Genomic DNA, 7026 nt, shown 5'->3' with positions numbered 1-7026 from the left:
TTTATCAGGTTCGGTTACATAAGTTCTTTGTCCTTTTTGTGAATATGTATCATACGTATATTTAGGACTACCGGTTACTTGAACATTAAACATATCCCAAGAAGCCATATCATCTAATTGCATATTAATTAGTTCTTTAATTTCATCACTGCCCATATTAGTTTCAAATGTTCCTTCGATTGCAGAAAGAATATTATTATAGTTTGTAATGATTTTTGATGACATTGCTTTATCTAGGATAGCTTTTAATAATTTTTGCTGGTTCTTACCACGATCGAAATCTCCATTAGGAAGAGCATACCGTTCTCTTACAAAGCATAATGCTTTATCACCATTCATCTGATTTTCACCTTTTACGATCTTATAGTTTCCATGTAGTGTTGTAAAAGCATAATCAGAATTGATTGTTACCCCACCTAAAGCATCAATAATGTTAGTGATACCGCTAAAGTTCGTTTTAGCGTAATAGTTAACTTTAATATCTAAGAAATCTTCTAGCGTTTGAATTGTTTCATTGATACCATACATAGCCGAATGAGTAATTTTATCCATTTTACCATTTTTATGTAAATTAATTTGTGTATCACGTGGAACACTGACCATCAAAATTTGTTTTTCAACTGGATTTACACAAACAACTAAATTAACATCAGCACGAGAAATTGTGTTTACCGAACCGTATGTATCAATACCAGTAACATAAACAATAAATGGTTCTTTGGTAACATTTGTTTGAGTGGTTACTTCAGAAATTGTTTCTTCAAATTCTAGTTTATAAATTACTTTTGTTGCATCTTCAAAACCTTCATGATTTGTTTCCAAAATTCCTAAATATGATTGATCAGCTACAATACAATCAACTTCATTACTAAACAGACCATCAGCTAACGATGCATAATCATCATAGTTTTTTTGTTTGGTTTTATCAACTTTAGTTTCAATTTCCGCCAACATTTTATTAATATTTTTGGTACTAGTTGATTTTTCTATTCCAATACTTTTACCATTTAAATCTTCAATACTTTCAATCTTACTATCTTTCATCACATATACTGCAATGACTCTTGTCTGTTTAAAAGCATTGGTGATATTATTTAAAAAATCATTTCCTCTTGAAGCAAAAACACTAATTGTAATCATCAAAATTGATAAAATAATGCTTGTTAGTTTACTAATAAAAATTCTAAAACGTTTACCTGTTCGCCGTTTTTTTCGATAACCTGAAGTCATCCAAATAACTTCACCTAAAAATAATATTATTACAATGGCCATTAAAATAAGATAATATTTCAATGGTAACATTTTTAAAATATATATATATACCAAGAATACAATAGAAGCAATCAACTGCAGTAACAAAAGTACTCCCTTTGATAAAAGCTTTGAAAATATTCCCTTCTTCTTTTTTCTCTTTTTCATCTTTTCACCTCATTGTACCTTATATAATAACATATTGCCTTGTCATAATATAGTCATAATTATCAAAATTAATAAAGAGCTTCAAATGAAGCTCTAATTTCCTAATCCATCAACATCATCTTCACTGATTCTTTCACCAGATTCAATTTTGTCAATTACTTCTTTAATTTGTTTTAATTGTTTCTTATATGGCTTCATTACGTAGATTTCAGTTCCACTCATTGAATAAGTTTCTGAAGTTAAATATCCTTTTCCATCAACTTGAACATTAAATACTTCCCAGTCAGCCATGTCATCTAATTGCATATTTAATAATGATTTGATTTCGTCACTGCTCATATCAGTTTCAAAGCATCCTTCAATCGCACTTAAGATGTTATTAAAGTTAGTGATGATCTTAGCTGACATTGCTTTATCTAACATTGCTTTTAATAATTTTTGCTGATTCTTACCACGATCGAAATCACCGCCAGGTAAAGCATAACGTTCTCTTACGAAACATAAAGCCTTATCGCCATCCATTTCGTTTTCACCTTTAACAATTTCATAGTTACCATGAAGTGTTGTAAAAGCATAATCAGAATCAATTGTTACGCCCCCTAGAGCATCAACAATATTAGTAATACCACTAAAGTTTGTTCTAGCGAAATAGTTAATTTGTACATCTAGGAAATCTTCGATTGTACTAATTGTTTCATTAGTACCATAAATTCCTGTATGCGTTAATTTATCCATTTCCCCATTTTTATGTAATTCGATTTCACAGTCACGTGGAATACTTGTCATTAAAATTTGTTTTTCAATTGGATTAACTGTAACAATTAAGTTTACGTCACTTCTTGAAACAGTATTTACAGAACCATAAGTATCAATACCAGTTACATAAATTGTAAATGAATTTTGCGTTACATTAGTTTGTTTAGTAGTTACTGATAATTTTGATTCATATTCATAAGATTTGATAATCTTAGTATCATCATCAAAGCCTTCATGATTTGCTTCCAGCATTGATTTGTATTCTTGCCCTGCAATGATAGCATCTACTTCACCATCATATAAAGCATCAGCTAAAGAAGTATAATCATCATACTTCTTCATATTTTTTTGTTCACCAATTTCATCTTCCATATCGGCAATTGCTTTAGTAACTGTAGTTGTATCATATTGATATGAAATTCCAAATTTAGCACCATCTAAATCTTTTAGTTTAGTTGCTTCATGGTCTTTCATTGTAATTACAGAAACTAAATAATTTTGTGTTTTAGCTTCAGATACATTATTGAAGAAATTATTTCCTCTAACAACAAAACTTGAAGCTACCATTAATAAAATACTTACAAGTAAACTAATTAACTTAGTAATAATTGAACGTTTACTTCGTAATCCTTGATCAATTTTCTTTTGACCGCTTCTCATGATAAAGAAGAAAATAATAATTAATACACATAAAGCAATACATCCTGGAATTAAATATTTTAAAGGTACCAAATTTAATTCAAAGATCAAATAAGTAAATACTGCTGTAGCGATTAATTGTACTGCTAAAATTAGATATTTGGAAGTTATAAACTGTATAAACTTGTTTTTCTTCATAGAAGCCTCCTATATTAGTACTTTTTTACCGTTAAATAATATCATATTCTTTTTTAGAATACAAATTTATGTCGAAATTATGAAAAAAATTAAGAAAATTGTAAGATTTTCTTTCTTGACAATTGATTATCTTGATAATTAATTTGATTTTATCAAAATAATTCTAATCCATGCTATAATATTAATATGTACTAAATATTACGAAAGTGAGAATTTAAACATGAAAAAAATATTAATTACTTTAATTACACTTACGTTATTAACAGGATGTGGTTTTTTTGATCAATCAGACAAACAAACTACTCCTCCAACCGTAAAAAATGAAACTAAAACAACTAAAAAGAAAAATTCTCTTGATGATTGCTATCTATATTATTATGAACAATTATCTAAGGATGAAAAAGAAATATACGAAAGTATTTATGATTGTGTAATTAATCATGATGATAAAACGGAAATTGGCAGCAGTGATATGGAAACTATTAGTAATATTACTAGTTATGTATTATATGACCATCCCGAAATTTTTTATTTAAATTATTTTGAATTACAAAATCAAGTTAAAGTTTGTTATTACATTCCTAAATATAGTTATACTAAAGAAGAAACATCTAGTTTAAAAAGCCAAATAGAAACAGTACGTGATAATTTTATCAGCTCGTTAGATCAAAATAGTAGTGACTATGATAAGTTAAAAGAAATCTATAACTTTGTCATTAACAAATGTACTTATGTAGAAAACGCCAAAGATAATCAACATCTTACTAGTTCTTTATTATATGGTGATACTGTTTGTAGCGGTTATGTCAAAGCCGTGCAATACTTATGCCAGGCTGTAGATATTAAATGTTCTTATATTGTAGGTAAAGCGCTTGATGATAGTCAGGATATTAACCATGCCTGGAATTTGATTTATTTAGACAATGATTATTATTATCTTGATGCTACCTGGGGTGATTATGTTGACCAAAACGATTCGTTTGCAATGTATGCTTACTTTATGTTTGATAGTAATGATATGTTGAAATTATATCAGCCAATTAGTAAGTATCACGATACTAAAAGTGGTGAGTATTGTTATTTTAATCATGAGGGTTTATATAATAGTAGTTATAATTTAAATGAATTAAAAAAACAGGTTAGCTTATATCGCAATAATAATATTGAGTGGATGGAGTTTAAATTTGATGATACCAGTTATCAAAGTGCTAAAAACCGTTTAATTAATCAACAAGAAATGTTTGATTTATATAGCAGTTATGCAACTGGCAGTTATTCAGTTCAATATTTATATCTAGATACGTTAAATGTTTTGATTTTTAAGCTGCTTTAAGGCTATCGACAATAGTCGTTATAATCCTTAAATTTTCGAGATTTTATCACGAATTTTCACGAAAGTTTTCTTCTATTTCCTAAGAAAATTAACTACTTTTCGAAATCAAAAATTATCTCGTGATAAACACTTTTCTCTTTCAAACTGTATAAATATAATAAATTTTGTCACTAAAACGAAAGGGGAATACAAAGATGACAGACGTAAAAAAGTATACAGTATACATTTTAGAAGAAAACAAGGATTTATTGAATAATATTAAGGAAAGCTTGCAGGCAACTAATAATTTTACTGTAATTGGTAATAGTGATAATGCCGTTAGCTGTTTAAATTATTTATCAAACAATAGTTGTGATTTATTAATCATCGATTTAATGTTAAGCAATATTGACGGTATTGGCGTATTAAATCGTTTAAAAGAAATTAATAGTCGTGCCTATAACAAAGTTGTATGTATTACTAGTTTTGCAAATCCATTAATTTGCGAATCACTAGAAAAGTTAAATGTAAGTTATTGCTTCAAACAACCATTTGACCTAAACTATTTTACTTCAACACTAAATTCAGTAATGAAAATAACTTTAGAAGATATCAAAATGATGTCACAAGATGAATCAGAAAAATATCAAAAAATTAAACTTGAAAATGAAATTACCGATATTTTACATGAAGTTGGTATTCCTGCTCATATTAAAGGTTATATGTATTTAAGAACAGCAATTTTATCAACTTATTATAATATCGAATTATTAGGTCAAGTTACTAAAGTATTATACCCAGATATTGCTCGTCAATACAGCACAACCGCTTCTCGAGTTGAAAGAGCAATCCGTCATGCAATTGAAGTTGCCTGGAATCGTGGTAACACTGATGCCATTGATGATATTTTCGGTTATACCGTAAGTGCTACTAAATCAAAACCTACTAATTCAGAATTTATTGCCATGATTGCTGATAAATTACGTTTAGAACATCAAACCAAAGCTGCTAGTCGTCATAGTTATTTATAGATTAGTTGCCACTACTAATCTTTCTTGATAAGAATCAATTGAAAACTCAATTGGTTCTTATCTTTTGCTTTCTAATAATAACTTGTCTACAATCGTTGATATAAACTCAGAATTACAGGGACGATATTTTGTTCGATAGCCAAAAATATCATGCCAAGCTTCTTGATTACCATTTTCCCAAGTATTCTTAATCGCATGCCTAATTGCTTGTTCAACTCTTGATGCTGTTGTTCCATGCAAATAAGCAATTTGTGGATATAGTTCTTTAGTTATCTCACTTAATAAATTAATATTTTCACAGACTAAACCAATTGCGGTCTTTATATACTTAAAGCCTTTTAAATGTCTTGGCATTGCTAGTTTGCTTAATAGTTGATTAGCCGCCTGTTCATAGTCAATCTTAATTATTTCTTTAGTATTAATTGATCTTCTTTCTTTTACCATCTTATTAATAATATCCATAAAATAATCATAATTGACTGGCTTTTTGAAATAATAATCAACATTTAATGCTTCTAACTGTTCAAAAACAACACCACTAGTAAAATTACTAATACAAACTAATCTTTCAAATGCTTCATGATTAGCCTCGATAATCTTTTCAATAACCCCAATTCCATCAATTTCCGTTAAAATCAAGTCAACAATCAATAAATCACATTTATTTCTAGTTAGATAAATAATACAATCTTTGCCACTATCAAATTTTCTTTTAACTAAATAATTATCTTGGCTATTTATCTTATCAATTAGACTTTTCGTTAAATTTTGATCCTCTGACAAAATCACTATATTCACTTCATTATCCATACCTCTTTTTCAATGCGTATACATTTTCTCCTCACTTCTACTTTACCCCTATTGATATTTCATATAGTCATTTTTGATATTGATTTGTCTATTAATATTCTTTGATCTTTTATCCCCATTGTTTAGCCCCCTTTCTAACGTCAATGAAAAGTATATCAAATTTTTTAATTAGAGAATATAAAACTTATGTGTATATTGAAAATTATGTAGATAAAATGTAAAAATATTGTAATAATGTAAAAAAATAAAAGAACGTTTTTAATAAGTACCATTACAAGCACCTTAAAACGCTCTTTTAATAATTTACTGCAAATTCAAAATAATATCCTAGTTACTTAACATACTAATGAACTAACAATTTATCCAAATCAGATAAATCATTGATTTGTTCAATATTTGCTAAAGCATTCAACATCATTTCATAACTGCTATTATTTACTGTTTCTTTGATCTTATCCGTTATTTCCATTTTCTTTGATAACATCATTAAAAGAATCTCGGCTCCGCTTTCTGCTTTTCCTAAAGTGATTCCTTCTTTTCTACCAAATTCAATATTATCCTGTTTAAATCTATCTAACGCTTCACACATCTTAATCTCTTCTCCTTCCTTTGCTTCGATTGCAATTTCTCTTAAATTCTCACTGGCTGTTAGACTCGCCAAAATTAATAATACTTCCTTGCTTACTGTCATCCCTTTTAATCTTTCTTTATCCCCTTTATACTGATATAATAACTGAACTGCTTTGATCAGCTTATAATTATCTTCTTCTTTTAATAAATGATAATCAAAATCAATAACATCAATTATATTCAATTTCCAGTTATTTATTCTCCCGTCTAAATATTCAGGTACTTCCATTA

The 7026-nt window shown here is 28.1% G+C and carries 5 protein-coding genes and 1 pseudogene; 2 read left to right on the top strand and 4 right to left on the bottom strand.

Annotated features, from left to right (window positions below; genetic code table 11):
- A partial coding sequence (locus J7M77_RS03955) for an LCP family protein (protein WP_296876213.1) occupies positions 1-1419 on the bottom strand: 1419 nt, incomplete at its 3' end.
- A gap of 93 nt (positions 1420-1512) precedes the next feature.
- Positions 1513-3012, bottom strand: coding sequence for an LCP family protein (locus J7M77_RS03950; RefSeq protein WP_296876211.1), 1500 nt, complete (start codon positions 3010-3012; stop codon positions 1513-1515).
- A 220-nt stretch (positions 3013-3232) separates the two neighbouring features.
- Between J7M77_RS03950 and J7M77_RS03945 the strand changes: the two genes are divergently transcribed.
- Both J7M77_RS03945 and spo0A read left to right on the top strand, forming a co-directional pair.
- Positions 3233-4345: a transglutaminase domain-containing protein gene (locus J7M77_RS03945; RefSeq protein ID WP_296876209.1), complete on the top strand. Its 1113-nt coding sequence runs from the start codon at positions 3233-3235 to the stop codon at positions 4343-4345.
- Between the two features lie 194 nt (positions 4346-4539).
- Complete coding sequence (spo0A, locus tag J7M77_RS03940) at positions 4540-5355, top strand: sporulation transcription factor Spo0A (RefSeq protein ID WP_296876208.1); 816 nt, start codon at positions 4540-4542, stop codon at positions 5353-5355.
- A 57-nt stretch (positions 5356-5412) separates the two neighbouring features.
- On the opposite strand, the gene J7M77_RS03935 is transcribed toward spo0A, so the two are convergent.
- Both J7M77_RS03935 and J7M77_RS03930 read right to left on the bottom strand, forming a co-directional pair.
- Positions 5413-6165, bottom strand: coding sequence for a sporulation initiation factor Spo0A C-terminal domain-containing protein (locus J7M77_RS03935; protein ID WP_296876206.1), 753 nt, complete (start codon positions 6163-6165; stop codon positions 5413-5415).
- 343 nt (positions 6166-6508) lie between these two features.
- A pseudogene (locus J7M77_RS03930) lies at positions 6509-7026 on the bottom strand (hypothetical protein); the annotation flags it as partial.

This window comes from Thomasclavelia sp., from assembly GCF_017889095.1.
Lineage (GTDB): Bacteria > Bacillota_I > Bacilli_A > Erysipelotrichales > Coprobacillaceae > Thomasclavelia.
The sequence above is the reverse complement of the archived record's forward strand: the minus strand, read 5'-3'. Positions and strand labels throughout refer to the sequence as shown.